Origin of the sequence: Sphingobacterium siyangense (assembly GCF_023277505.1) — a bacterium.
Taxonomy (GTDB): domain Bacteria; phylum Bacteroidota; class Bacteroidia; order Sphingobacteriales; family Sphingobacteriaceae; genus Sphingobacterium; species Sphingobacterium siyangense.
Genome location: NZ_CP080574.1, coordinates 187,240 through 212,511 on the forward strand (window position 1 = coordinate 187,240; position 25,272 = coordinate 212,511).

The 25,272-nt window shown below is 35.6% G+C and carries 25 protein-coding genes; 23 read left to right on the forward strand and 2 right to left on the reverse strand.

Annotation, left to right across the window (positions count from 1 at the left end; genetic code table 11):
• Positions 1 to 3: 3 nt before the first annotated feature.
• From K2F45_RS00805 to K2F45_RS00855, 11 genes are all read left to right on the forward strand, one after another.
• Positions 4 to 1,107, forward strand: coding sequence for a DegT/DnrJ/EryC1/StrS family aminotransferase (locus K2F45_RS00805; RefSeq protein ID WP_248932809.1), 1,104 nt, complete (start codon positions 4 to 6; stop codon positions 1,105 to 1,107).
• Positions 1,104 to 2,363: an O-antigen translocase gene (locus tag K2F45_RS00810; protein WP_248932810.1), complete on the forward strand. Its 1,260-nt coding sequence runs from the start codon at positions 1,104 to 1,106 to the stop codon at positions 2,361 to 2,363. The genes K2F45_RS00805 and K2F45_RS00810 overlap by 4 nt, the downstream gene beginning before the upstream one ends.
• Positions 2,360 to 3,328 (forward strand): glycosyltransferase, encoded by a 969-nt coding sequence (locus K2F45_RS00815; protein ID WP_248932811.1) that lies wholly within the window; start codon positions 2,360 to 2,362, stop codon positions 3,326 to 3,328. The genes K2F45_RS00810 and K2F45_RS00815 overlap by 4 nt, the downstream gene beginning before the upstream one ends.
• Positions 3,325 to 4,374, forward strand: a complete 1,050-nt coding sequence (locus K2F45_RS00820) for a glycosyltransferase (protein ID WP_248932812.1) — start codon at positions 3,325 to 3,327, stop codon at positions 4,372 to 4,374. The genes K2F45_RS00815 and K2F45_RS00820 overlap by 4 nt, the downstream gene beginning before the upstream one ends.
• Positions 4,349 to 5,422 (forward strand): hypothetical protein, encoded by a 1,074-nt coding sequence (locus K2F45_RS00825; RefSeq protein ID WP_248932813.1) that lies wholly within the window; start codon positions 4,349 to 4,351, stop codon positions 5,420 to 5,422. The genes K2F45_RS00820 and K2F45_RS00825 overlap by 26 nt, the downstream gene beginning before the upstream one ends.
• A complete protein-coding gene (locus K2F45_RS00830) occupies positions 5,419 to 6,456 on the forward strand; it encodes a glycosyltransferase family 4 protein (RefSeq protein WP_248932814.1) in 1,038 nt (345 codons plus the stop codon). Before K2F45_RS00825 ends, K2F45_RS00830 begins: the two co-directional genes overlap by 4 nt.
• Before the next feature lie 2 nt (positions 6,457 to 6,458).
• The gene (locus tag K2F45_RS00835) at positions 6,459 to 7,295 is read left to right on the forward strand and encodes a glycosyltransferase family 2 protein (protein WP_248932815.1); all 837 of its coding nucleotides are present in this window, start codon (positions 6,459 to 6,461) and stop codon (positions 7,293 to 7,295) included.
• A gap of 42 nt (positions 7,296 to 7,337) precedes the next feature.
• Positions 7,338 to 7,859: a 3'-5' exonuclease gene (locus tag K2F45_RS00840; protein WP_248932816.1), complete on the forward strand. Its 522-nt coding sequence runs from the start codon at positions 7,338 to 7,340 to the stop codon at positions 7,857 to 7,859.
• A gap of 116 nt (positions 7,860 to 7,975) precedes the next feature.
• Positions 7,976 to 8,434: an adenylyltransferase/cytidyltransferase family protein gene (locus tag K2F45_RS00845; RefSeq protein ID WP_248932817.1), complete on the forward strand. Its 459-nt coding sequence runs from the start codon at positions 7,976 to 7,978 to the stop codon at positions 8,432 to 8,434.
• A gap of 129 nt (positions 8,435 to 8,563) precedes the next feature.
• Entirely contained in the window at positions 8,564 to 8,977 is a 414-nt protein-coding gene (locus K2F45_RS00850) for an adenylyltransferase/cytidyltransferase family protein (protein ID WP_075990575.1), read from the forward strand.
• Positions 8,978 to 9,287: 310 nt separating this feature from the next.
• Positions 9,288 to 9,776, forward strand: a complete 489-nt coding sequence (locus K2F45_RS00855) for a hypothetical protein (RefSeq protein ID WP_248932818.1) — start codon at positions 9,288 to 9,290, stop codon at positions 9,774 to 9,776.
• A 61-nt stretch (positions 9,777 to 9,837) separates the two neighbouring features.
• Here K2F45_RS00855 and K2F45_RS00860 read toward each other — a convergent pair whose 3' ends face one another.
• Entirely contained in the window at positions 9,838 to 10,449 is a 612-nt protein-coding gene (locus K2F45_RS00860; protein WP_248932819.1) for a response regulator transcription factor, read from the reverse strand.
• Complete coding sequence (locus K2F45_RS00865; protein WP_248932820.1) at positions 10,446 to 12,365, reverse strand: 7TM diverse intracellular signaling domain-containing protein; 1,920 nt, start codon at positions 12,363 to 12,365, stop codon at positions 10,446 to 10,448. The genes K2F45_RS00860 and K2F45_RS00865 overlap by 4 nt, the downstream gene beginning before the upstream one ends.
• Before the next feature lie 180 nt (positions 12,366 to 12,545).
• Between K2F45_RS00865 and K2F45_RS00870 the strand changes: the two genes are divergently transcribed.
• From K2F45_RS00870 to K2F45_RS00925, 12 genes are all read left to right on the forward strand, one after another.
• The gene (locus tag K2F45_RS00870) at positions 12,546 to 13,040 is read left to right on the forward strand and encodes a hypothetical protein (RefSeq protein WP_248932821.1); all 495 of its coding nucleotides are present in this window, start codon (positions 12,546 to 12,548) and stop codon (positions 13,038 to 13,040) included.
• 197 nt (positions 13,041 to 13,237) lie between these two features.
• Positions 13,238 to 13,789 carry an ArsR family transcriptional regulator gene (locus K2F45_RS00875; RefSeq protein WP_248932822.1) on the forward strand — a complete coding sequence of 184 codons (552 nt, stop codon included), beginning with the start codon at positions 13,238 to 13,240 and terminating at the stop codon, positions 13,787 to 13,789.
• A 17-nt stretch (positions 13,790 to 13,806) separates the two neighbouring features.
• Positions 13,807 to 15,189 (forward strand): nucleotide sugar dehydrogenase, encoded by a 1,383-nt coding sequence (locus K2F45_RS00880; RefSeq protein WP_248932823.1) that lies wholly within the window; start codon positions 13,807 to 13,809, stop codon positions 15,187 to 15,189.
• Positions 15,190 to 15,222: 33 nt separating this feature from the next.
• A complete protein-coding gene (locus K2F45_RS00885; protein ID WP_248932824.1) occupies positions 15,223 to 16,218 on the forward strand; it encodes a mannose-1-phosphate guanylyltransferase in 996 nt (331 codons plus the stop codon).
• Positions 16,219 to 16,235: 17 nt separating this feature from the next.
• On the forward strand, positions 16,236 to 17,186 hold the full coding sequence (locus tag K2F45_RS00890; RefSeq protein ID WP_248932825.1) for a GDP-L-fucose synthase family protein: 951 nt from the start codon (positions 16,236 to 16,238) through the stop codon (positions 17,184 to 17,186).
• Positions 17,187 to 17,231: 45 nt separating this feature from the next.
• Complete coding sequence (gene gmd / locus K2F45_RS00895) at positions 17,232 to 18,383, forward strand: GDP-mannose 4,6-dehydratase (protein ID WP_182983058.1); 1,152 nt, start codon at positions 17,232 to 17,234, stop codon at positions 18,381 to 18,383.
• 15 nt (positions 18,384 to 18,398) lie between these two features.
• A complete protein-coding gene (locus tag K2F45_RS00900; protein WP_248932826.1) occupies positions 18,399 to 19,931 on the forward strand; it encodes an MATE family efflux transporter in 1,533 nt (510 codons plus the stop codon).
• Positions 19,924 to 20,985: a polysaccharide pyruvyl transferase family protein gene (locus tag K2F45_RS00905; protein WP_248932827.1), complete on the forward strand. Its 1,062-nt coding sequence runs from the start codon at positions 19,924 to 19,926 to the stop codon at positions 20,983 to 20,985. The genes K2F45_RS00900 and K2F45_RS00905 overlap by 8 nt, the downstream gene beginning before the upstream one ends.
• On the forward strand, positions 20,978 to 21,970 hold the full coding sequence (locus K2F45_RS00910; protein ID WP_248932828.1) for a glycosyltransferase family 2 protein: 993 nt from the start codon (positions 20,978 to 20,980) through the stop codon (positions 21,968 to 21,970). The genes K2F45_RS00905 and K2F45_RS00910 overlap by 8 nt, the downstream gene beginning before the upstream one ends.
• 9 nt (positions 21,971 to 21,979) lie before the next feature.
• Positions 21,980 to 23,173, forward strand: a complete 1,194-nt coding sequence (locus K2F45_RS00915) for a glycosyltransferase (RefSeq protein WP_248932829.1) — start codon at positions 21,980 to 21,982, stop codon at positions 23,171 to 23,173.
• A gap of 11 nt (positions 23,174 to 23,184) precedes the next feature.
• A complete protein-coding gene (locus K2F45_RS00920; protein WP_248932830.1) occupies positions 23,185 to 24,054 on the forward strand; it encodes a hypothetical protein in 870 nt (289 codons plus the stop codon).
• Positions 24,051 to 25,265, forward strand: a complete 1,215-nt coding sequence (locus K2F45_RS00925; protein WP_248932831.1) for a hypothetical protein — start codon at positions 24,051 to 24,053, stop codon at positions 25,263 to 25,265. The genes K2F45_RS00920 and K2F45_RS00925 overlap by 4 nt, the downstream gene beginning before the upstream one ends.
• Positions 25,266 to 25,272: the final 7 nt, after the last annotated feature.

The following is a 25,272-nucleotide window of genomic DNA, read 5'->3' on the forward strand; positions in this document are numbered from 1 at the left end:
ATCATGGTCAAATTTTTAGATTTACAGGCTCTCAATTTAAAGTATCAGGAGAGTATTGAAAGTAGGATATTGAGCGTATATCGTAAAGGATGGTTTTTATTAGGTGAGGAAGTTGAAGCTTTTGAGGAAAATTTAGCAAACTATATAGGTGTTCCTCACGTAATAGGAGTGGCAAATGGCTTGGATGCTTTAAGACTGATTTTTAGAGCATATATTGAACTTGGTGTGATGGATGAAGGGGATGAAGTAATCGTTCCGGCGCATACTTATATAGCATCAGTTCTTGCTATATCTGAAAATAAATTATTACCTGTGCTATGTGAGCCTAATACAGAGACATTTAACATCGATATATCTCGTATTGAGGAATTGATAACACCGAAGACAAAAGCAATTATGCTAGTGCATTTGTATGGTCGAGCAGTATATTCAGAAGAAATCTTTTCTTTAGCTAAGAAGTATAATTTGAAGATTATTGAAGATAATGCTCAAGCTATCGGTGCAAGATGGGGAGATGCTCGTACTGGATCGCTGGGAGATGCTGCTGGATTCAGCTTCTACCCTGGTAAGAATTTAGGAGCTTTAGGTGATGCAGGTGCTGTCTCTTGCAAGGACTCAGAATTAGCAGAAGTAATTAGGGCCTTAGGAAATTATGGTTCCAGAACGAAATATGTCAACGATTATAAAGGCCTAAATTCGAGGATGGATGAAATTCAGGCGGCGGTTCTCGACGAGAAACTTAAATATCTTGAAGCAGAGAACGAAAGTAGACGAGCTATTTCTTCAAGATATTGTAATGAAATAGCAAACCAAAACATAGTATTACCATCTATTCCCAAGGATCCATTGTCTCACGTTTGGCATTTGTATGTTATTAGAAGTGGTGTTCGCGATGAATTACAGCAATTTTTGACTAAAGAAGGTATTCAGACTCTAATCCATTACCCCACCCCGCCACATAAGCAATTGGCGTATAAGGAATTAAACAATTTGCATTTTCCATTAACGGAATTATTACACAGTGAGGTTCTCAGCCTTCCGATATCTTCTGTTTTAAGTGATAATGAGATAGACAAAGTGATAGAAAAGGTTAATCTATTTAGATGAAATTAGTTCGCACCGCTTTTCTTTCTTCTGTAATCACATTTTTTCGAATCGGCTCGAATTTTATCATTGGCAAGGTAGTGGCTATTCTTACAGGCGCAGCCGGAGTTGCAACTGTGGGTGCATTTATGAATTTTATAACAATAGCTTACACATTGTCCAATGGCGCAATTAGTAATGGTATAGTTAAATATACTGCTGAGTTTAAAGATGATGAAGAGCGGAAGAATGCCCTATTCAGTACTGCGGCCAAAATTTCGTTGTATTGTTCTTTATTTTTAGGTATAGTTATAGTAATACTTGCTAAGTATATTTCGGAATTTCTATTCTATACCGATTCATTTAGTGGTCCCGTAGTAGCTTTTGGGATTACGGTAGGTTTATATTCTTTAAATACACTCTTTCTATCTATTTTAAATGGGCTAGGCAAAATTAATTATTTTACCATTATCAATTCATTAGGTAGTGGATTTATTTTGGTGTTGTCTTGTTTATTAATATATTATTTTAGAATTCAGGGAGCTCTTTTTGCCTTAGCTGTTGGGCAATCGCTTGTATTTTTTGTTACATTATTTTTGATTATTAAACACCGTCTTTTTTATTTTCCTAATTTCTTTGGTACATTTTCAAAAGATTGGGCTATAAAATTTGGCTCGTATAGTTTAATGGCCATTGTTTCTGCCATTACAATGCCAAGCATTCAGATAATTATCCGAAATTATTTGACAAATGCTATAGGGATAGATCAGGCAGGATATTGGCAGGCAATGATGAGAATATCCGATGGTTATTTGCTGGTTATAGTTACTGCTTTGAATACCTATTATCTCCCGAAGCTGTCGGAAATAAAAGAAGACGGCATTATACGTCGAGAAATATTTTACGGATATAAGATCATTTTACCTTTTGTATTGCTTTCTTGTGTCATTATTTATTTTTTGCGCTATTATGTCATTATGTTATTGTTTAGTAGTGAGTTTCTTAAAATCAGCGATATATTGGTCTGGCAACTCATCGGCGACTTTTTTAAAATAGCGGCTTGGGTACTTTCATATGTTTTAATTTCTAAGGCTAAAATTCGGATTTTTATATTTTCAGAGCTATTATTTTCTTTCACTTATTTAAGTTTATGTTACGTATTGGTGAATAGTTATGGTTTAGAAGGTACTTCAATGGCTTTTTGTTTAAATATGATCCTTTATTTTATATTTATGGTGGTTGTTTTAAGAAAATTGTTATTCTATAAAAAGGAAATATGAAGATAGGGTTTGTGTTAATTTGCTATAATCAGAAAAAATTTATTCGGGAATCCCTTGAGGGAATTAGGTTACAGACGGAAGAACCAGATGAAGTTATCATTTCAGATGACTGTTCGAAAGATGGTACACAGCAGGAAATTTTGGATTATATAGATGAGTTTGAACTTGCAGAAAAATGGAAAGTAATTCTCCATAAAGAAAATCAAGGAATAAATAAAAATCTACAAAATGCTATCGATTTGTGTAGTACCGATATTATATTAGGCAACGCGGGTGATGATATATCTCTTCCGAACCGAGTTCAAGTTGCACGAAAACTTGCTGAAAAATATCCGGATTTATATGTCATCACTACTTCTATTGATAAAATTGATGAGAATGGAAATAGGATTGGCGAAATCACTTATAACGATATATTAGATGAGGATATCAAAAAAGTTGTATTATCAGGAATGCCGCATATTTTTCCAGTTGGTCAGTTTTGGCGTAAGTCGTTATTTACAGATTATGGGCCTTTACCAATCAATGTGCCTAATGAAGATGATCAAATAACATTTCGTGCGATTTTGCATGGTGGAATTTTCTGTAGCAAAGAGAAAACGATGTTATATAGAATTCATCAGAATTCGACAAGTTCCTGGCTAAGAAATAGACAGAGCGAGCAGGAGTTTTTTAGGCGATTTATATCCGATATGACAATCCGAATAAATCACATGGAGTTATGGAAAGATTCGGTTTCAAAATCAAATTTTAAGGAGAAAAAGGAGGTATTGGGTATATTGGACAAAAAGATATCTCTATATAACATGTTTAGGGATATTGAAACAGTTCCCATAAATCAGAGGATTGCTTCACTATTTAAGTTTTGGAACTTTACTGTCACTCGAGAAAAAGTTTATTTATTTTTTGGTTCTTTTGGTGTTTTACTATGGAGAAGGATGAAAATTGCCCTTGGTAAAATATGAAAAAAACGTTATTTTTTGTTTCTGGAAACGTTGTTGGAGGACATGAATTCCAATGTAAGGAGCTGATTATATTAGCAGGTAAATATTCTAAAGTTACTGTCGTTTTTAATAATATAGAACAGTATAATGCTTTTCAACTTGATGAGTCCATTTTTTCTGTCAGGATTTCATCGTTTTTTCATGGCTGGAAAGTTCCCTTAGAACTTTTATGGAGCTTAATTAATTTCTTTAAGTATTTTAATCTTATCAGAAAGCACGATCAAGTTGTTGTGAGTGCAGGTACAATTGAGGCTTCGGCAGGTATGTTTCTCATCTCATTGTTTAAAAGGAGCCTTTTATATATTCCCATGTTTGTCGATAGAGTAGTTTTATGGGGTAGTAAATTTGCTGTTATCTATAACTATTTTCTTTATCTTTTTATATTGCCATTTTCCAAAATTATTACAATAACAGATGCTCAGGCACTTTATTTCAAGAAAATAAAGTGCACTGTAGTACTACCAAATAGGATTGTAAAAAAGCTATGTGATGAAACTGCTTACGGAGTAAAAAAAGATCTCAATACACTATATTTTGTTGGTAGATTGGATGATCAACAAAAGCGGTTAGCTGAGTTAATTTCTTGGTTGGACACTACTAAGAATCCATATAAAAGTTTTTACATCGTGGGAGATGGTCCAGATTCAAAATTAATAAGAGCTTCTGCTGAAAAAACAGCTTATATTCAAGTTAATTTTTTAGGTTGGTTAGATAGGAATGAGCAAGATCATTTATTTGGAGAACAAGATGTATTGATTTTAAATAGTTCGTATGAGGGCGACCCTCTTGTCGTTAGAGAGGCAAATGAACGCGGATCTGTGGTTATCGCTCGCGATATCGTTGGGATTCGAGGATGCACGCGCTTAGAGAACCGCTATTCCAACAAAGATGAATTATTAGATCTTTTGAACAAGACTTCTGAAGGTAAGCTAAATCTTTTTAATAATTTATCTCTATTTGAAACGGATAAAATTAGGGACAATGTTGCAAAAAAAATATTCTTTTAATTATTGCATCTTCGCATTAGCGGGGTTCGGCTTTCTCTATTTTATTTTGCCATTAATCTTGCAGAGTTTTGTAGGGCCAGAATTCTATATTTTTTCAAAAGAACAGAACAATGTATATTTCGAGAATATTACATTTTATTTGCTTTTGATTGTTTTCTTGTTTGTGTTGTCTTCTAGTGTGATACATACCCCTTGGGTTGTTAATAGGCCTACTACCACCGTCAATTATTTAATAATTGCTATTACATTTATCTATTTAATATTTGTTTTTGGTAAAGGCTTAATTTTAAGTCGTAATGGTGTTCCTCGAGAAGAATTACTTGAAATTATAAGCTCACAACTAGTTCCGGGATTTGGTTATTTGCTATTGGCCTGCTTTTTTTCCATCATTAGGTTGAGAAAGTCCTACTTATTAGTTGCATTTGGACTGCTAGCATTAAGCTTAGACGTCGTTTATCAAGGGAAAATTTTTGTAACAAATGCGTTGATGTTAACTATGTTTTTTTTAGATAATAATAGAATAAAGCTAACATTTTTTCGGGTCGTAAGTTTTGTTCTAATTGGCTTTGGTTTTTTGGCCTTTATTTTTATACTAAGAAGTTTTAGTGCGGGAGAAAATAATGCTGCAATCGGGGTCTATACTTATTTTTCTGAATTTATGGGCGTCAATGCCACATCTGGTTGGGCTAAAGAATATGCTGCAAATGGCGGAGCACATGGATTTTTTAATTTCGACCCTATTCTTCAAAAATTTTATATCGGGAGTGTGGGGCATGGACTAGCGATCAGCCCTGTGGCCTACTTTATTGGGAATTTTGGAGATTACTTTTATTTAATAATTTTCATTTATTTTTTAGTTCTTTTTTTAATCTTTTATTTTTCCTCTTATATTTTAGGCAGGTTCTGTTTTTTTATATTGGTTTATAATTTTATACATCTTTTAAGGCATGGACCAGATATTTTCTTATATAAATGTTTTCTTCAGTTGATTATTGTGTCTTTGGCTGTTTTATTTATTAATTTTTTTGCTAAAATAAGATTCAAATGATTGTTGGGTTAGATTGTAGACTGGTAAACAAAATTCAGAATACCGGTATTTCCAGATACACAGAGTTTCTCTTAGAGTATTACCAAACTAGAAAGGATATCACTAAAATTGTGCTTATCTTAAACGAAAAGATTTATGACCATGAATATGGTGAAATTTCATTGACAAAATTAAAGCCATATAATATTTTACATTTTGTTTTATTTAAGTCTTACGTCGAGTCATTACAAATTGATGTACTTCATTCTCCATTTTATTCAAGTTTTATTATAAAACCTAAAAATCTGGTGAGCATTTTGACAGTTCATGATTTAATGTACAAAATTGTGCCATCTTTTTTTTCCAAGAATAAATATATTTCTACTTTAAAGAGATGGTATTTCGATTTTATTGTTGAGAATTCTATAAAAAATTCTGATATACTAATATCCGTGTCTGAAACGACAAGGAGGGATATATTGTCTTTTTATAAACGGGATTCACTATGTATTCCGGAAGATTCTGAAATCAATGATGAGATCCCAACGGTTACGTTGGACAGGTTTTTATTGCAAGATAAACCCTACTTTTTTTATTGCGGAAACAATAGGCCACATAAGAATCTGGATTTCGTGCGGGAAGTTTTTGAAAGTTCAGATGATTTACCTCTCCTTGTTTTAGCAGGTAAAGGACATAAATCGGGTAAAAATATTCTTGCAGTTGGTAATGTAACGGATGAGGAATTATCTGTCTTATATAGGGGGGCAGTATCTTTTATTTTTCCATCATTGTATGAGGGTTTTGGTTTACCTATTTTAGAAGCAATTAAACTACGTACAAAGATAGTAGCGTCAAATATTCCGGCCTTTATGGAGTTTAAAAGCAATAATATAATATTTTTTGAGATTAATAATGTTCAGAGTTTTAGAGCTGCTCTAATAGAAGCTCAAGGGCGATCGTTTTTTAATGATGAAGAATTTTTGAATGGATATAGTAAGGAGCATATTTACGAGTTGAATGATAGGATGTTTTCAAAAATTGACAATTTATTATAAGGATGGGAAAAATGATTATTTCTAGCAGTATAGTTTTATATAAAAATAACGAAACAGTATTGAAAGCGGCTATTTCGAGTTTTTTGAAAATAACATTTCCAGATGTGATACTTTATCTCATTGATAACTCACCAACTGATGAACTGAGAGATATCTTTGATGATTCTAGAGTTATCTATATCCACAACCCATCCAATCCCGGTTTTGGGGCTGGGCATAATATTGCATTGAAATCGGCTATTCAACAAGGGTCGAAATATCATCTTATTTTAAATCCTGATGTTTATTACGCTGAAGGTGTGCTGGAAGAATTGACAGATTATCTGGAGAAGAATACTGATATTGGCAATATTATGCCTAAGGTACTCTATCCGAATAATGAGATCCAGCGGCTTTGTAAGCTGCTACCAACGCCCTACGATTGGATAGGAAGAAGGTTTAACCCGTTTAAAAAGATGGTCGAAAAGAGAAATGATCTTTTTGAACTTCGATTCACTGGTTATGATCGTATTATGGATGTGCCCTATTTGTCAGGCTGTTTTATGTATTTGCGAATTTCAGCATTAAATGAGATAGGTCTTTTTGATGAAGGCATATTTATGTATGGTGAAGAGACTGATTTGTGTAGGCGTCTAATAGATGCGGGGTATCGTACGGTTTTCTATCCAAGGGTACATATTTATCATCATTTTGAAAAAGGATCACACAAATCGTGGCGCTTGACCAAAATAGGTATGCAGTCTGCGATCTATTACTTTAATAAATGGGGCTGGTTTTTTGATCGTAAAAGGCGTTTAATCAACAAAGATATTCTCAGGAAAATCAATTCCAAAAAATAAGTAATAAGTTGTTATTTTTGTTAATGTTTAAGAGGAGGGTTAATGCAATCAGAATTAAGTTTTACAGCAATAGATTTTGAAACAGCTACGGCTAATCAAAATTCGGCCTGCGCAGTGGGTTTGGTCGTCGTAGAGCAGGGCGTTATTGTTGAGGAATTCTATTCATTAATACAACCTCCCAACAACCAATATATGTGGCAGACGACACGCGTACATGGTATTCGGCCTAAAGATACTGCGCAGGCCCCCACATTCAAGGAATTGTTTCCGCGAATTTATCCTCTTATTAATAATCGGATTATGGTGGCTCATAATGAATTATTTGACCGTGGTGTGTTACGTAAGACAATGGGGTACTATAATTTGCCTTACGATCATTTGGGACTAATGGAAAAATGGGAGTGCACCTTCAAAATTTATCAAGGTAAAGGTTTTAAACCTGCTCGCTTAAATGCCTGCTGCGAAGTACTGGGTATTGAACTTAACCACCATGAAGCGCTTTCCGACGCACGTGCTTGTGCGCAATTATATTTACGGCACGCCGATATTCCCTCTTTGGCATGATTTTTACGTTAAATCTATTTTAAATCCGGTATATCAAGTACGCTATGTAGGATAATTTTATATCTTTGATTAGCTGTACAGCCGTTTTATTAATAAATTTTACATCCATATTTTTGATGATGATAACAATCCCAGCCAAGGGAATGCGTATAGGTATTACCTTCAGTGCATTCGACCTACTACATGCAGGGCATATTAAAATGCTCGAAGATGCCAAGAGGCAGTGCGATTATTTGATTTGTGGACTTCAGACTGATCCGACCTTGGATCGCCCCGAGAAGAACAAGCCAGTGCAGACTGTTGTAGAACGCTATATTCAGCTCAAAGGTTGCAAGTATGTAGATCAAATAGTTCCCTATGCCACAGAGCAGGACCTCGAAGATATTCTCCGCTCATTTAACATTGATGTACGGATCGTTGGAGATGAATACCGGGAGAAGAATTTCACAGGAAGGGCATATTGTGAGGAAAAAGGAATCGAACTATATTTCAATAGTCGGGATCACCGCTTTTCAAGTTCGGGATTACGCCGGATTGTGGCAGAGGCTAATTCAGAATCCGTAACAGCACCATAAGCTTCTTTTGAGGTGCACATCAGTTGCCTTTTAATGCACTAAATGCCTTAAGAGAAAATGCGCTGATGAATAAAAGATCTACAATGAAACCGAGCTGCTAGCTCTCTTTAACCATTAAAAGATAATTAAATGAAAATTGGAATTACCTTCGGTGTCTTTGATTTATTGCATGCCGGACATATTATGATGCTTGAAGAAGCGAAAAGACATTGTGATTACTTAATTGTCGGTCTCAATACAGATCCTTCAGAGGTATCTCCCGAGAAGGCTAAACCTACGCAGACCATCGTGGAGCGATATATTCAATTAGAGGGTTGTCGCTATGTCGATGAGATTATACCCTACGAAACGGAACAGGATCTGATTGATATGATCAAGGCTTTACCTATCGATATGCGAATTATTGGAGAAGAGTACCGCGATCAGGATTTCACTGGAAGACATTATTGTATCGAAGAAAATGTCGAAATCTATTATAATAAACGTACACACCGCTTTTCCAGTGAAGGGCTCCGTAAAGTTGTTGCTTCGAAGCAAGTTTAAAATAAGATAAAATTCTTACTAGAAGGCAAAGGCCCTTTTTGTCAGCTGTATTCTTAATTTGGGGATACAGCTGATTTAAATATTTATTTTACATCCCCACAAAAATTATTAGCATCTTATTTTGTCGCTTTTATACCCTATTTACTTATTTTAAAATAATGTATAGCGCTGTTTTTCATTGCGATACACAATTGTCCCTTATTTGTCCCCTATAAATTTTAGTTCTGAAAGTTCCATTAAATTAAATTTGATATATAGTTAAATGCAATCCTAAGATTGCATATCACCTAGTCCTATTATCTATTTTATTATGGTACTTATTTTAGCAGTTTCAGTTATCGTTTTATTTATTATTTATTTTATTCTGCAATCAAGGCAACGTGAAAAGCTATTTAACGAAGCTGTTTCGATGCAGGTCAACTACCTGTTTCAGGATAGGCCGGGGCAATACAGTGGCGACTATCGGACAAAAAGTGGTGTCTTCGTTTTTCGTACGGAATCCAGAGACAACGAGCTTAAAAATATGGTGATCAAACTGGTCAAACCAGATCATCCGGCTTTGGTCGTCAATCTGGAACAGATTGTGGTGGTGCCTTTTGAAAGCAAAAAAGGCGATTCAGACGTATCAGTTCGATTTAAATTGCAGCGAAGGAAAGGTGAAATAACAGCATTGGAAGGAAAAGGGATACGCATTGCCGGTGTTTTGAATTATGCCAATCGGAAGCCGAAGACATTTAGCACAGTATTGAAGATAGGAGAGCCCTATCAATCGAATGAAAACTCCAATCAAACGAAATAATTTGCATTAAATCTTGTTTATGAGAAAGGGTTTGTAATGGAACAAACCCTTATTTTTTTACTTAGAATTTCAGTAAATGTTGATGTTCGATAGCCCAGGATAAGAGCGCATTGTTTTCTTCCTGGAGGTCAAGCTTCCGGCAGATGCGGTGCCTGGTGTTTTTAATGGTATAGGGACTGAGGAACAGGCTATCCGCAATATATTTTGTCGTATGGCGGAGGGCTATCAGCTTAAGGATATTTAACTCAGCCGGAGTCAAGGTTTTTAGTTTTTCCACCGTTTGGTTTTTATCCCTTTGTTGTTGTAGGCGCTGGATAACCAAGTGCGTGCCAGCATAGAGCCGATTTTCTCCCAACGGTTTAATAATGTAATTTTCAGGATTTAGTGCTGCTGCGCGGTCAATGCTGCTTTTTGACTGATACGAAGTAATAAAAATAAGACTAAAAAGCTTGGTTGCTGCATATTTCTCCATTAACTCAATGCCATCCAATCGATCATTGAGCTGGATATCACAGAGTACCAAATCTGGTGAGTTTTGCGCCATGTATTGATCTGCCTCGTCAATGGTGAGCGCAATATGCAATTCCAATCCTGTATAAAGGGAATGAAGCTGATATTCAATAAATCGGGCAATAATCATTTCATCTTCTACAATTAAAACTTTTAGGCTCATATCATGTTGTTAAATTCAAATATATACTGAAATCCACGCTCATGCTGGATCGCTACGATCCCTTTGATCTGCCTAGTCAGATCTTTAACCAGGCCAATTCCAAAAGACGTTGATAAAATGGCTTCGGCTGCCCCCACGCCATTATCTTCAAAACGCATGGTTGTCGCAAATTTTTCCTTAATTATACTGAGACTGATGACTGGGGAGCCCGTGCTTCCTTTTGGAAAAGCATATTTATAACTATTTGTCAATAGCTCTGTGATGATCAATGCTAATGGGATCGACGTGTTTGTGGATATCAACCAGTCTTGTTCAATATCTACGTTGACCCAGACCTTTTTTTCTGGATCATGCATCTGTCTGAGGTAATTGACCGTTTCAATAACCAACGTTTTTAACTTCAGCTGGCTGTTCTGATTATATACCAGCAGCTGGTTGACCAGCATCATGGCATGGATCCGGTCTTGCATCGATTGGATGGCCTGATTATATTGAACGCCATGGTTTTCTCCTGTTTTGTGTAGGCTACCTAGGCTATATAAAAGCTGCAGGTTGTTTTTGACCCGATGGTTAACTTCATCAATCAAGGTTTCGATATAGCGATTTTTTTGAAGTAGCTGAATCTGCTGTTCATAAAGTGCATTATTTGCTTTTTTGAGTTCGTTTGTCCTTTCCTGCACAATTGACTCGGTCGATTGATGATAGTCCAATTCATTTTTACGCAATTTTAGGCGTATCCCTATCAATAGCAACATGGTAATGCACAGGGCAAAAAACTGCGTCAACATAGATACATATTGTATGGCCTGCTCTTGTAAAGTGAGGGCACAATAGACCATTGCCGTAATGCCAGTGACAAAAAATACACTTCCATACGCTAAGAAGCGCTGCATCAGGTCGATCTTTTTCCAGAGCGAAATAAAAAGGTTGGAAAAATAGAGCATATGAATAATGCCGAGCGTAATATTTACCCAGTTACTTTGTTTATAATTGACAAAATAGAAATTATTGACAAATGTAAATAGTGCCGTTAGACCGATGGCGGCAATAATATAACAAGCTACTTTATAATAACGGGTGTGTAGCTTCCTTAGTTGAAGAAAATCTATGGTCAGCAGATAGAAACTAATGGCGGCAAATCTACTAAAAAGCGACACCATGCTCCAACCCAGTTGGGGACTATCATAAAAGATAAAATCGACAAAGAAGTTTTGGAGTGCAACGCTATACATACCAATAGATAGCAAGAACAGAAAGATCCAGATATAGGGTCGGTAGCGTGACACCATCCATGCCAATGCCATATACAGCAATAGTACGATAATGGCACCTTCCATAAAAGCGTGGACAATCCGGCTACGCTGTTTCTTTTTAACATAATCCAGTTCTGTCTGCAAATGAAAATTATACAGCGGTGTGTAGCCTTTGCTATGTTTGACGCGGAGTAATATGGTATAAGGTTTTTCAGCTTGCAGGTTTAAAACAAAATGATCACGGCCATCTCGCGGATACAGTTCCTTGCGTTTACGGAACAAGCCTGATTTCTTTTTATATACAATTTCACCTTTTGCATCGATTACGGTGAGATTGACATACGTTAAATTGTCGAAGGATAAGACATAATTACCTGTTGATAAGCTGTCTGATAGATTTATTTCCTTTTTGAGCCAGAAAATCCCTTTTTCTTGATCAACATCTTTTTTAATTTGGCTGAGGGGAACAAATAGGTCAGGGCGATGATAGTAATATATCGGATTGGTATACTCAGTGTATTCCTTTGTAATTCGTATAGGCGAATTTTTGGCGAAGCAAGTCTTTATTGCAACCTGATTATTGGCCATCATAGCGTCTCCTCCGAAGCGGATGGTTGCTATACAGAGCAACATTAAGATGGTGACAATAATATTTGGCTTCATAAGGCAAACAAAAATGCATTATTTTCATTAAATCTAATAAGCTTTTATTTTCCTAATTGTAAATAAGACCCTAGGGTCTCTGTTTCCGTCTACAATTACTTATTACTTTTGTTATACGCATTTAGAGGAATATCTACGAACGCAAGGATATTGACATTCAGATAGAATGATGAGTTGATTATGACGTATTTATATATATTTCTGTTTATTGCAATAGCGTATGCTTTATTTCGGTTTTTTTCTTCTAGAAAGAAAAAACCTACTGATGTCTCAATGTATGTTTACTACCGTTTTCAGGACCATCCTGGACAGTATAGCGGCAGTTTCCGAGCAACCCACGGGGCGCTGGTATTTCGGGGCGAGCGATTTCGGGAGGATGTCAATAATATTGTGGTGAAAGACGTCCGATCAACAGACTCCAAAGTAGAAATAAAGCTGCAGCAGATATTGGTTCTGCCTTTTAAAGAAAATGAAAATACTTCTTTTGAAGTGTCTGTACGCTTTCGGATTGGATCAGATAAGGCCAAAGAAGTCGACCTGACTAATTATAAAGTCAGGATACAAGCTGTAATTAACTACCAAAATGGAAATAAGAGAGTAATTAGTACTGTTCTTCCCATGATGGGGGTATATCATAATCATCCCGAAAAGCCGGGAGATTTTATAAATAAGTAATTTACGTGTTTTTTATTCCATATTACATACCTATTTAACTCGAAGGAACCCTGCTTGCCGGGGTTTCTTTATTTTCTTGTCATGTTCCACGTGGAGTTATGTGTATATTGTTAAGTTATCAGGTAGTTAATAATTATTTAATTTGGAACGAAAATTTGAAATGAGTACTTTTGTTACTCAACTTAAATGCTATTCCAATGTTGGATACCTTAATTACATCCAAGACACGTTTAAAGTTATTGATCAAATTTTTTGTCTCGGCAGGCAACCGTGGCTACCTGCGGGGTTTGGCGGACGAATTCAAAGAATCTACCAATTCGATTCGCAAGGAATTGAATCAGTTGACCGAAGCCGGATATTTACTGCGCGAGGAAAGTGAGCATAAAGTTTTTTACAAGGCCAATATTCAGCATTCTTTATTTTCATCACTTCAGGGGCTTATCCATAGTTTTCTAGGCATTGAAACCTTCGTCGATCAGATATTGGAAAGGGCTGGTGATGTATATGAAGTTGCATTGTTGGGAGAATATGCTAAAGGAATCGATTCCGGCCATATTGAGGTACTTGTTGTTGGTGAACAACTCAATTTAACCTATTTAATGCAAGCTGCTGTCAAAGCTGGCACAATACTTGGTAAGAAGGTGACCGTGTATACAGAGGTACCTAAAAATGTGCAAGGGATTATTGTTCTCTATCAAAAAGTGGACAGTCCTGCTGCATCGACGAAAGACAATGATATCAAAAAATAAGAATTAACTGCAATAAAATGAAAGAAATTAAAAAAATAGCCTGTATTGGTGCAGGTTATGTAGGGGGGCCTACCATGTCGGTAATTGCACAGAAAAATCCGAATGTGCAGGTTACAGTAGTTGATCTCAATCAGGCACGTATCGATGCCTGGAATGATGCCGATCTGGATAATCTTCCCGTTTATGAGCCTGGTCTTGATGCTGTGGTGGCAGAAGCACGAGGACGTAATCTTTTCTTTTCGACCGATGTCAACAAAGCCATCGACGAAGCAGACATGATCTTTATTTCTGTCAATACACCGACCAAAACTTACGGTAAGGGAAAAGGGCAGGCTGCCGATTTAAAATATATCGAATTGTGCGCACGTCAGATTGCTTCTGTGGCGAAAAATGATAAAATAGTTGTCGAAAAGTCGACTTTGCCTGTGCGTACTGCGGCCGCATTAAAAAGTATTTTGGACAATACCGGTAATGGTGTCAATTTTCAGATTCTTTCCAATCCGGAATTTTTAGCGGAAGGTACGGCAGTTACTGATCTGCACAATCCGGATCGTGTTCTTATCGGTGGCGAAGACGCAGAAGCTATACAAGCTTTGGTGGACATATATGCTACTTGGGTTCCACGCGAACGGATCTTGACAACCAACCTATGGTCTTCCGAACTTTCAAAACTCGTTGCCAATGCATTTTTAGCGCAACGTGTTTCCTCGATCAATGCCATTTCGGAATTGTGTGAGGTTACTGGAGCCAATGTGGATGAAGTATCCCGTGCTATTGGTCATGATAGCCGTATAGGGCCTAAATTTCTAAAAGCCTCAGTCGGTTTTGGTGGTTCTTGCTTCCAAAAAGATATTTTAAATCTCGTCTATATTGCACGTACCTATAATTTAACAGCAGTGGCAGATTATTGGGAACAGGTCATTACATTAAATGATCATCAGAAAGCACGTTTTGCACAGCATATCATTAAGACCATGTACAACACCGTCAATGGGAAAAAGATCGCTTTTTTAGGCTGGGCTTTTAAGAAGGATACCAATGACACCAGAGAATCTGCTGCAATTTATGTTGCTGATCATTTGTTGGAAGAAGAGGCCCATATAGTGGTTTATGATCCTAAAGTTTCCGCTGAGCAGATTTATAAAGATCTTGATTATTTGGGCACGCGTTCAGCCGAAGATAACCGTCGCTTGTTAACTGTTGTTAACGATCCTTATGAAGCCGTTTTGGACGCGCATGCCACAGCTATTTTAACCGAATGGGATGAGTTCAAGTCGTATGATTGGGCCAAAATAAAGCAACAGATGAAGAAGCCAGCTTTTGTGTTTGACGGTAGAAAATTGTTAGATCGCAAACAATTAGACGCTTTGGGTTTTGACTATTATGCAATCGGTGAATAATTTATTGAATAACTATTAAAGAAGATTATCCTAATGAACATCGTACACGTTCTTTTGTCAGGGGGGATCGGTAGCCGTTTGTGGCCACTCTCCCGCAAGCATAGCCCAAAGCAATACTTAGGCTTATTTGATGGCAAATCACTATTTGAAATGACCGTGCAACGCAACCAACAGGTTGCTGAACGTGTTATTGTGGTTGGAAACAAAGATAATACGCACTTAAGCCATAAGGCGATGGTGTCCTGTGGACTGCCCTATAAAAATATTGTGGAGGCTACTCCGCGTAATACAGCGGCAGCAATTGCCTTTGCAGCCTTTAGTGTCGATCCGGAAGATATCCTTATTGTAACACCTTCCGATCATATGATTGATGGAGACGAAGCTTACAGAAAGGCTATGGAAGATGGTATAGAAAAGGCCAAGGAGGGTTTTATTGTAACTTTTGGTATACGCCCTACGCGCCCGGAGACTGGCTACGGCTATATTGAATTTGACGGCGATGAGGTAAAGTCTTTCCGGGAGAAACCAAATCAGGATACTGCCGAAGATTTTATTGAAAAAGGTAATTTTCTTTGGAATTCAGGGATGTTTTGTTTCCAAGCCTCTGTTTTTCTGGAAGAATTGAAAAAATATGAGCCGGTGGTTTATGAGCGTGCATTGGCTGTGTGGGAAGCATCTAAAGAAGGATTTTTAGATGAGGATTTGTCATTAGCTATTCCTTCTATATCAGTAGATTATGCCGTAATGGAACGATCGAAAAAAATTCGGGTTGTGCCGACAAGTTTCGACTGGTCCGATTTGGGATCTTTTGAATCGCTGTACGATTATCTTATCGATAGTGGTTACCCGAAAGATGATCAAGGAAATATAGTAATCGGAACGGATATTTTTACTGGATTTGTAGGTCTTAAAAGGGCCATTTTCGTCCATACCAAAGATGCATTTTTAATTATACAAAAAGAAAAATCTCAAGACGTCAAGAAAATTTATAATATGCTTGAAAAGCATCAGTCAAAATTATTGGATTAGCCGAAAAAACATTTTTGATGGAAAAAAATACAAAGATTTACATTGCTGGTCACCGTGGAATGGTGGGTGCAGCTATTTGGAGAATATTAGAATCAAAAGGCTATACAAACCTTATTGGAAAAAGTAGTGCTGAGCTGGATCTACGTGACCAGGTGGCCGTCCAAGCATTTTTTGAGGAGGAGTCGCCGGAAGTTGTTATTGATGCCGCTGCACGTGTGGGGGGTATTTTGGCCAACAATGATTTTCCGTATCAGTTTTTAATGGAAAATATGCAGATCCAAAATAATTTGATTGATACCGCTTTGAAAAGTGACGTTGACAAGTTTATTTTCTTGGGCTCTTCCTGTATCTATCCCAAGTTTGCGCCGCAGCCGTTAAAAGAAGACTACCTTTTAACAGATAGCTTGGAGCCTACCAATGAATGGTATGCGATCGCAAAAATCACCGGAGTGAAAGCTTGTCAAGCCATTCGCAAGCAATTTGGAAAAGACTATGTGAGTTTGATGCCGACCAATTTATACGGTACACATGATAATTTTGATTTAAAATCATCCCATGTGTTACCGGCGATGATCCGTAAATTTCATGAGGCAAAACTTAATGATCATCACCCCGTCACTTTGTGGGGATCAGGTAAGCCTATGCGTGAGTTTTTATTTGTGGATGATATGGCTGCCTCGGTAATTTTTGCCCTTGAAAATAAGTTGCCCGAGCATTTGTATAATGTTGGAACGGGGGAAGACCTCACTATAAAAGATCTTGCTGAGTTGATTCAGAAAGTCGTAGGACATACCGGCGAGATTGTCTGGGATAGCTCTAAGCCAGATGGTACGCCTCGTAAATTGATGGATATTTCCAAAATGCATGAGCTTGGGTGGAAACATCAGGTGGAGCTTAAGGAAGGAATTGAGCGCACATACGCTTGGTTTTTAGCAAACGAAGGACAGTATAAAGAAGTAAAGTTATAACATTATTGATTTAACATATATAAATCAAAACTCACTATTAATAATATGAAAACAGCATTAATTACTGGTATCACTGGTCAAGATGGTTCTTATTTGGCCGAATTACTATTGGAAAAAGGTTATATGGTTCATGGTATCAAGAGAAGATCGTCTTCTTTTAATACGCAGCGGATTGATCACTTATACATTGATCAGCATGAGGCACATGTTAATTTCAAGTTGCATTACGGAGATTTAACAGATTCTACCAATATTATTCGTATTATCCAAGAGGTCCAACCTGATGAAATCTATAATTTAGGTGCCATGTCTCATGTGAAGGTATCGTTTGATTCGCCTGAGTACGTTGCTAACGTTGATGGAATTGGTACATTACGCATCTTAGAAGCTGTAAGGATTTTAGGATTGGAAAAGAAAACAAGAATCTATCAGGCATCGACTTCTGAGCTTTATGGTGGTTTGGAAGAAAACAAAAATGAAAAAGGTTTTTATGATGAAAACTCTCCTTTCTATCCACGCTCACCTTACGGGGTTGCCAAAATCTATGGTTTTTGGATCACCAAAAATTACAGGGAAGCGTATAATATGTATGCATGTAACGGTGTATTGTTTAATCATGAATCACCTCGTCGTGGTGAAACCTTTGTAACACGTAAGATTACGATGGCTACTGCCGCTATTGCTTTAGGTAAACAAGATCGATTATTTTTGGGTAATCTTAATGCTTTACGCGACTGGGGGCATGCGAAAGATTACGTTGAGGCAATGTGGCGCATTTTGCAACAAGAAGTTGCTGAAGATTACGTGATTGCTACGGGAGTAACGACTTCAGTCCGTGACTTTGTACGTCTTGCTTTCGCAGAAGTTGGTATTACTCTTCGTTTTGAGGGAGAAGCTGAGAATGAACAGGCGATAGTTGAGAATGTGGACAAAGAAATTTTTGTTCAGAAAGTGGGAGACAATTCTGAACAACGTATTAATGAATTGATAGGTAAAACGGTTGTATGCATAGATCCTAAATACTATCGTCCGACAGAGGTTGACCTTCTTATCGGTGATCCCACAAAATCTAAAACAAAGCTTGGTTGGGTACCAGAGTATGATTTAGCTGGACTGGTAAAAGATATGGTAAATTCGGATCTTAACGTCGTTAAAAAGGAATCATTTAATGCTCAATGGGAGCACCTTGTAGGTTAATAACATTATAATACTGTGTCATCAAATAGAACAATAGCTAAAAATACACTTTTTTTGTATTTCCGAATGTTTTTCAATATGGGGGTAACACTTTTTACCTCCCGTATTATATTGAAAACACTGGGTGTGCAAGATTTCGGTATTTATAACTTGGTAGGCGGGGTAGTTGTATTGTTTTCATTTTTGAATGGTGCTATGTCTTCAGCTACTCAGCGGTTCTTAAATATAGAGATTGCAAAAGGAATAAAAGATCGTATTAATCATGTTTTTTGCACTAGTATGAATATACACATAGGCATTAGTTTAGTGGTTTTAATATTAGCAGAAACTCTTGGTTTATGGTTTTTGAATTATAAACTAAATATTCCGTCCGATCGCATGTTTGCGGCTAATTTGGTTTTTCAAATGTCAATTTTGACTACTATTATAGATATTACGAGGATACCTTATAGCGCGATTATACTAGCGTATGAAAAGATGTCTTTCTACGCATATTTCGGAATTTTTGAGACCATCATGAAATTATTGATAGTCTACATGCTCTCTCTTTTTACGAATTACGACTATCTGGTTGTTTATGGAGTTCTTTTAATGTTTGTAAATCTGTTGGGAAATGTAATTTATCGTGTGTTTTGTATCAAAAATTTTAAGACAGAAACTCACTTTAGAAAGTATTATGATAAAGTTCTCACCCTTGAAATGACATCATTTTCGGGGTGGAACTTGTTTGGGCAAGTTGCAACAGTTGGCGCAAACCAAGGACTTAGTATGGTGTTAAATATTTTTATAGGTGTGACTGTAAACGCGGCGATGGGAATAGCAAATCAGGTAAATGCGGCTATTTATAACTTTATATCTAATTTTCAAATTGCTTTCAATCCACAAATCATCCAGACGTATGCACTTAATGATTATGAGAAGCATAGAGGATTAGTTATCAATACTTCAAAATATTCATTTTATTTGATGAGCATACTAGCAGCGCCATTTTTGCTTCATACAGAATTTATACTACATTTATGGCTGGGTGATGTTATCCCTCAGTTTGTTATTCCATTTACAAGAGTTATAATATTGTCATCTCTGTTTGATGCATTATGTGGTCCGTTGTGGATGTCAGCTCATGCTACTGGGAAAATTCGTAATTATCAACTAAGCATATCGTTTATTCTATTGTTGAATTTACCGCTGTCATATCTCTTATTAAAATTGGGATATAGTCCAGTTTATGTGTTAATCGGTAAACTAGGTCTGAGTTTCATCGCATTCATCTATCGGTTTTACTTTATCAAAAAAATCATCCATCTAAGTCTTAAAAACATATTGGTTTATGCCTCTAATATAATTCCAATATTTATCTTATTTGGAGGGGTATTTTATCTTATTAAAGAAGGGGTTATGCGTGAAACTACATGGGCATCTTTCTTTCTATATACCTTGATTTTCGAAACTATTATATTTTTTTCAATTTTTATCCTGGGAATAGGTAGATCTGAAAGAAATCTTATTTATTCATTTATCAAATCAAAATTTGGCAAAAATGCTTAAAAGAAGTTTAATTAAAATCATGTCTGCTTACATTAAAATGTTAGATAAGAGAAAAGCAGACAAAATAGCTAGTCTAATAAAGTCTGAAAATAAGCATAAACGTTTCTTCTTATTTCAAACACCTACGCATTCAAATATAGGTGATCATGCAATTGCAGAAGCACAATTAGATTTTTTAAATGCGAATTTTCCAGGCCATACCGTATATGAGCTGAATCAAGATTTGATGGTTTATTTTATCGAAAAATATAGTTCTTTGATCAATAAAAACGATATTATACTTTTACATGGAGGAGGGAATTTTGGTAATGAATATATGAGAGAGGAAAAATTGAGAACTTTTGTTATCCAGAATTTCCCAAATAATAAGATTGTAGTATTTCCACAAACAATTCATTACTCCAATGATATTTCAGGAAAGAAACAATTACAGGCTATTCAGAAGCTTTTTGCAGGCCATCCCAATTTGACTTTAACAGCAAGGGAAAATGTTTCATTTGATTTAATGAAAGAATATTTTCCTTCCAATAAGGTTATTCTCACACCCGATATAGTTTTATCACAATCTCAACTTAAGAATCAACCGCGAAGCTACGGTCTTGAAGTCATCAGAGCTGATCAAGAATCTATTTTGTCGAATTCCGATAAAGAACAGGTACATCAGCTTCTTGTTTCATACTTTGAACAAGTAATTAATTCTGATATGCATGTCGAGGATTCACGTACTGTAAAAACATTAGAAAAGCGAAAGGCGGTGCTAGAATTTAAGTTATCGCAATTTCGATCTGCAAAAATTGTTATAACAGATAGACTTCATGGAATGGTTTTGGCAGCTATAACTGGAACACCATGCATTGTATTTAGTAATTATAACCAAAAAGTTTTGGGAACATATGATTGGATTAAAGATCTAAATTATATTCGATTCGTAAGAGATATAGAGGAAGCACAAAAGGCCTTCGGAGAATTAAATAGTTTGGAAAGTTACAATCCATATGATAGTAAAGTGCTTGAAAGTATGTATAACCCTTTAATTGAATCGTTACATGAATAGTCATGTTCTAGTTTCAGTTGTAGTTCCGATTTATAATGTAGAGGAGTATTTACCTGGCTGCATTGACTCTATACTGTCACAAACATATAGTTCTTTAGAAGTTATATTAGTCGACGACGGATCTCCAGATAGTTGTGGTAAAATATGTGAAGAGTACGCTGTGAAAGACGCGCGTATCAAAGTATTACACAAAGAAAATGGGGGACTATCAGATGCGCGTAATGCTGGGCTTGAAATTGCTAAAGGAGAGTATGTTTGGTTTGTAGATAGCGACGATTCAGTCTCAACAACTGCTTTAAAAGATATTGTTAGTACAGTATCTGAACAAGACCTTGTCGTATTTGATGCAGATTTTATTTATAATACCCACAATAGAAGGACCGTATATAAAGGAATAGAAGAAGGAAAAATTTATAGTGGTTTTGATTTTATGTCAAAAGTTACATTTTACGGTGCTTGGAATATATTGTACAAAAGGAGCTTTCTGAATAAGTATAATTTTAGATTTTATAAGGGGCTTCTTCATGAGGATATGGAATTTTTACCTAGAGTTTTTGCATATGCTGAAAAGGTAACATATAAACCTGTAATTGGCTTAAATTATATAGCAGAACGCCCTGGATCTATCATGCAGTCAATTAGTCTGAAAAGACTTTCGGCTGCTATAGAAATTTTAAATAGTCATATCAAATTTGTAAAAGCAAACCACTATTCTGATGATCAGGTTAAGATTATTATGAAAAAAAGATGGGAGACATTTTTACCATTTTTTGTTAAAGCACAAACTCTTTCAAAAGATGATCGTAGAGCGTATTACAGGCTTCTCAGAGTAAATAGGGAGGCGTTACTATATTGTTTTAATCATACTGATAAATCGGCAAAAAAAATACAAGCTGCATTTCTTAAATTTTCCCCTGTTGGTTTCTTTAAGTTTAGATATTGGGGATACAATATTTTAAGAAAGATTAAGCTATTACCTTTTTAATAATTTGATATGAATATATTGTTTCTATATGGTTCAGCTATCGATCCTGAAAAGGGGGGCATTCAGCGTGTTACAGATGTCCTGACGAATTGTTTTATTGATAGAGGAATTTCTGTTTTCTACCTATCTCTCATTAGAAATTCCAATAGTTTTAATAAGGAAAGACAATTTTTTTTACCCAATCAGGATGAATGCCTTAACATTGATAATATCGATTTTCTGCTGAGAATAATTGATAACTATAAAATTGATGTTGTTATTAATCAGGCAGGTATGCATAGTCAGCTATCTCAATTAGCTTATTATGCAAAGGAGGCAGGTGTTAAGTTGATATCCTGTATACATAATTCATTTTTATCGCCAATTAAACATTTTGATATAACATATTATAATGACGCAAGGAAAAAAGGTTTACATTTTTTGTTGCCGTTGACTAAAATTAAAATAGTTAAGGATACGCTTCTATGGTTTTACAAGAGAAAATATCAAGACCATTATAAATCATTATATAAGAATTCTGACAGAGTAGTGCTTTTATCAAATAGCTTTAAAGGAGAGCTGGAATTTTTCTTGGGTAAAAAAGTAAATGAAAATAAAGTAGTCGCAATTAGTAACCCTACTTCTTTCGCTGTAAGTGATGAGAATAAAAAATATTTAGGCAATAAAAAGAAACAAATTTTACATGTAGGCAGGATCGATATAAGACAAAAGAGAGTGGATCTTTTAATAGAGATTTGGAGCAAAATTTTACCTCATTTTCCAGATTGGATTTTAAAAATTGTTGGTGATGGACCAGATTTAGTCTTTATAAAAAATATAGTACAACAAAAAGGGTTAAATAATGTTGAATTTGAGGGTTTTAAAAACCCTGTGGAATTTTATAAAGATTCACCAATATTTTGTATGACATCTGCATATGAGGGGTTTGGCATTGTTTTGGTTGAGGCTATGACCTTTGGATCGATTCCTCTGGCATTTGATAGTTATGCTTCTGCATCGGATATAATTGATTCTGGAAAGAATGGTTTTTTAATAAAGCCTTTCGATGTCGACGCTTATGCTACGAAGGTTATCGAACTTATTCAAGAAGAGAATAAACGGATAGAAATTGGTCAGAAATGCTTATTAAAAGCTATAGATTTTACAATAGATGAAATTGGCCAAAGGTGGCAAAATTTGTTTATAGACTTATTTAAAAATTAATACATACCGATATGAGAAGCAAATGGTTTTTATTGCTATGGATCTTATTTATAAGCTCTATCGTTTATGGGCAAAAGGGGTTTACTGTATATTACGCAAAAGCACTTCACAACAAAGGATCAAATGATCTAATAGCAGTAGGCGGGAATTTTCAGAATTATCGTTTAATAACACAACATTTTATTGACCCGAAAAATGTCGGGACTGTTGATCTCGATTTGCTAGAGAAAAACATTTTACGTATTTTCCCAAATAAGAGCGCTAACGAGCTTATTTGTTTAGATTTGGAGAACAGCCTTTTTTATGATCTTTCAAAATATAAAAAAACTGATTCTAGGTATAAAAATGCTGAGCAGAAGTTTATCTCAATGATTCGGTTAGTTAGAAAATTGCGGCCGAATCTTAAAATTGGAATTTATGCTCTTCCACAGCGCTATTATTACGATCAATCAAAGGAGACCGATTTAACTAAATACGATAGCATTTTGCAAAACTGTGATGTTATTATGCCTAGTCTCTATTTATTCTATCCCGATAAGCAGGTCGGAAAAAATGCGAATATATCCTATTTGGAGAAGAACCTCCGTCAGGCATTATCTTATGGAAGTAGATTGAATAAACCTGTAGTTCCATTCGTTTGGAGTATGATCCATCCATCGAATAAAAGATATGCATATCAATTGGTTTCCAAGAGCGAGATGAAGAATTATATTCAAACAATACGAAATTTTACTTATAAAAACTCGTCGGTAAGTGGTATTGTATGGTGGGAAGCCGAAGATTCTATATTTGCTAATTGGTATAAAGGGGCCTATAAATCACAACCTGGCAAAGGAATGCAGGATAATATTATTTTGGACTATTTTGATTTAAAAAAGTGAAGAAAAAGATAAATATATCAAATACTTTATATTTAGGTTTTTTCCTGGTATTATGGTCTGTAAATGGTTATTTTGTAGGAGGAAATGCCCTGAAATATCTTATTCTTGCAGTTGGTTTGTTGATGATTTTCTCGTACAATATTAATGGTCATTTAAAGAAGCATAAGGGGTGGGTAGAAATATCGATTTTTGCATCTTTATATTTTCTTCTGATTATTGTTAAAGCATTTTTACAGGAGCAGTATACCACATCTCCGACAATTATCATTTTTGGTGTTATAAACGTATTGCTAATAATAACGGGTGCGCTTATTGCGAAAAATGAATCTCTGATAAAGTTTCCAAATAAAAAGACTATAATTATAATCTTCATATTAACATTTGTTGGTGCAATATTCTTTTTTATTTTTCAAAATAGTTTAGTCGTAACTGTTGGTACGTCGGGTCGTGCCGTAGGTGGTGAAGATGATGGTGTCAATGTTATCGGGATTGCTTACACGAATGCGTTAATATTTATTATCCTTTTTATAATTCATAGATTTTTGGGTAAAAGAAGCAAGTTAATGTCTTATACAGCATTGGCATTAATGTTATTGTCAGTGCTGGTGATAATTCAAACACAGTCTCGTGGTGCAATTATATATCTAGCCATTATTATCATTCTTTTCTCCTTTTCTGGACTGAAATTGCAGAAGGCTATTCCAATGTTAATGCGTACACTTCTTTATCTTTTTTTAGGAGCACTATTAGTTTTTGCCTTTATAAAAATCAATCCCGGAGCGCAACGATCATTTGACGGGTTTATGAATAGAATGGACGACTTGGTTGGATCGGTTCAGGGTACTTCTGTTGACCGATCAAGTGAGGAGAGGGAAGACAAGTATAACGATTTTTTCAATAACTATGATCAATATCTTTTTGTTGGTCAGAGGCATTACACCCCTTATCCACATAATATATTTATTGAAATAATACAAAGGTTTGGGCTGATTTTTGGGATACCTCTTATTTTGGTAATTCTAACCTGTGTAATTCGAGCAACAAAATATATTTATAATAAAGAGCCAGATATGGTGCTTTTATTATTTTCTATGGTTTTTCTATTTTCTTTTTTTCAATCGCTGAGTTCAATGTCGCTTGAAATGAATCGGACATTATGGCTAAGTATGGGTGTTTTATTTGGTAAGAGGAATTTAGTGACTAATTATTAATTTAAAA

Bases quoted from the DNA above. Each gene is read 5' to 3' on its own strand.
- K2F45_RS00805 (WP_248932809.1), top strand. From the start codon at position 4: ATGGTCAAATTTTTAGATTTACAGGCTCTCAATTTAAAGTATCAGGAG.
- K2F45_RS00810 (WP_248932810.1), top strand. From the start codon at position 1,104: ATGAAATTAGTTCGCACCGCTTTTCTTTCTTCTGTAATCACATTTTTT.
- K2F45_RS00815 (WP_248932811.1), top strand. From the start codon at position 2,360: ATGAAGATAGGGTTTGTGTTAATTTGCTATAATCAGAAAAAATTTATT.
- K2F45_RS00820 (WP_248932812.1), top strand. From the start codon at position 3,325: ATGAAAAAAACGTTATTTTTTGTTTCTGGAAACGTTGTTGGAGGACAT.
- K2F45_RS00825 (WP_248932813.1), top strand. From the start codon at position 4,349: ATGTTGCAAAAAAAATATTCTTTTAATTATTGCATCTTCGCATTAGCG.
- K2F45_RS00830 (WP_248932814.1), top strand. From the start codon at position 5,419: ATGATTGTTGGGTTAGATTGTAGACTGGTAAACAAAATTCAGAATACC.
- K2F45_RS00835 (WP_248932815.1), top strand. From the start codon at position 6,459: ATGGGAAAAATGATTATTTCTAGCAGTATAGTTTTATATAAAAATAAC.
- K2F45_RS00840 (WP_248932816.1), top strand. From the start codon at position 7,338: ATGCAATCAGAATTAAGTTTTACAGCAATAGATTTTGAAACAGCTACG.
- K2F45_RS00845 (WP_248932817.1), top strand. From the start codon at position 7,976: ATGATGATAACAATCCCAGCCAAGGGAATGCGTATAGGTATTACCTTC.
- K2F45_RS00850 (WP_075990575.1), top strand. From the start codon at position 8,564: ATGAAAATTGGAATTACCTTCGGTGTCTTTGATTTATTGCATGCCGGA.
- K2F45_RS00855 (WP_248932818.1), top strand. From the start codon at position 9,288: ATGGTACTTATTTTAGCAGTTTCAGTTATCGTTTTATTTATTATTTAT.
- K2F45_RS00860 (WP_248932819.1), bottom strand. From the start codon at position 10,449: ATGAGCCTAAAAGTTTTAATTGTAGAAGATGAAATGATTATTGCCCGA.
- K2F45_RS00865 (WP_248932820.1), bottom strand. From the start codon at position 12,365: ATGAAGCCAAATATTATTGTCACCATCTTAATGTTGCTCTGTATAGCA.
- K2F45_RS00870 (WP_248932821.1), top strand. From the start codon at position 12,546: ATGACGTATTTATATATATTTCTGTTTATTGCAATAGCGTATGCTTTA.
- K2F45_RS00875 (WP_248932822.1), top strand. From the start codon at position 13,238: ATGTTGGATACCTTAATTACATCCAAGACACGTTTAAAGTTATTGATC.
- K2F45_RS00880 (WP_248932823.1), top strand. From the start codon at position 13,807: ATGAAAGAAATTAAAAAAATAGCCTGTATTGGTGCAGGTTATGTAGGG.
- K2F45_RS00885 (WP_248932824.1), top strand. From the start codon at position 15,223: ATGAACATCGTACACGTTCTTTTGTCAGGGGGGATCGGTAGCCGTTTG.
- K2F45_RS00890 (WP_248932825.1), top strand. From the start codon at position 16,236: ATGGAAAAAAATACAAAGATTTACATTGCTGGTCACCGTGGAATGGTG.
- gmd (WP_182983058.1), top strand. From the start codon at position 17,232: ATGAAAACAGCATTAATTACTGGTATCACTGGTCAAGATGGTTCTTAT.
- K2F45_RS00905 (WP_248932827.1), top strand. From the start codon at position 19,924: ATGCTTAAAAGAAGTTTAATTAAAATCATGTCTGCTTACATTAAAATG.
- K2F45_RS00910 (WP_248932828.1), top strand. From the start codon at position 20,978: ATGAATAGTCATGTTCTAGTTTCAGTTGTAGTTCCGATTTATAATGTA.
- K2F45_RS00915 (WP_248932829.1), top strand. From the start codon at position 21,980: ATGAATATATTGTTTCTATATGGTTCAGCTATCGATCCTGAAAAGGGG.
- K2F45_RS00920 (WP_248932830.1), top strand. From the start codon at position 23,185: ATGAGAAGCAAATGGTTTTTATTGCTATGGATCTTATTTATAAGCTCT.